This is a genomic window from Streptomyces sp. SA15 (assembly GCF_002291145.1).
Classification (GTDB): Bacteria; Actinomycetota; Actinomycetes; order Streptomycetales; family Streptomycetaceae; genus Streptomyces.
In genome coordinates this window covers 1-799 of sequence record NZ_NTGE01000155.1, presented here as the reverse complement: position 1 = coordinate 799, position 799 = coordinate 1, and the positions used below count along the sequence as shown (strand labels likewise).

The following is a 799-nucleotide window of genomic DNA, read 5'->3' as shown; positions in this document are numbered from 1 at the left end:
CACCGGCACCGCGGCCGTGGCCGCTCAACTCGCCCTCCATGACGCCCTGCGCGACGCCGACGTGCGGGCCCCGCTGTGGTGCGCGACCCGCGCGGCGGTCTCGGTCGCAGGTGAGGCCGCCCCCGGCGCCGCGCAGGCACCGCTGTGGGGGGTGAGCAGGGCCCTGGACACCGGCGGCGGCATGGTCGATCTGCCTCACCGGCTGGAGGCACGGTCCCTGGGGCTGCTCGCGGCCGCCCTCACGGACCCGGCCGACGCCGACGAACTCGCCGTACGCACCGGTGGGCTGTTCGCCCGGCGGCTGCACGCCGATCCCCCCGCCCCCCGCACCCCCCGCCCCTGGCGGACCGGCGGCACCGTCCTCGTCACCGGGGACGTCGCGTCGGTCACCGGTGACCTGCTGCGGATGCTGAGCGGTGACGGCGAACGCCCCGTGGTGCTGGCGCGTCGGCCGGGCACCGCCGCCGCCGTGGACGACGGTTCGTGCGGCGTCGTGGAGTGGGACCCGGCGGCCGGGGCGCCCGAGACGCCCTCGCCGGTGACGGCCGTCGTCCACCTGGACAACATCCAGCCGCCCGCCGCGCCGGACATCGCCCCCTCGGACCTGGCCGCCGCGGTGGGTGACCGGCTCCACACCGTCGACCGGCTGACCGAACTGTTCGGGGACCAGGACCTGGACGCCTTCGTGCTGCTGTCCTCGGTCGCCGGGACATGGGGCGGCGCCGAGGACGTCGTCCACACCGTCGTGCACGCGGCCCTGGAGTCCGCCGCCGAACGCCGGGCCGCGGCCGGCCTGCGC

General features: G+C 77.8%; 1 protein-coding gene. It reads left to right on the top strand.

The features are described from left to right. Positions 1-799, top strand: a 799-nt coding sequence (locus CLM62_RS34770; RefSeq protein WP_143659199.1) for a KR domain-containing protein, incomplete at both ends; no start/stop codon positions are given.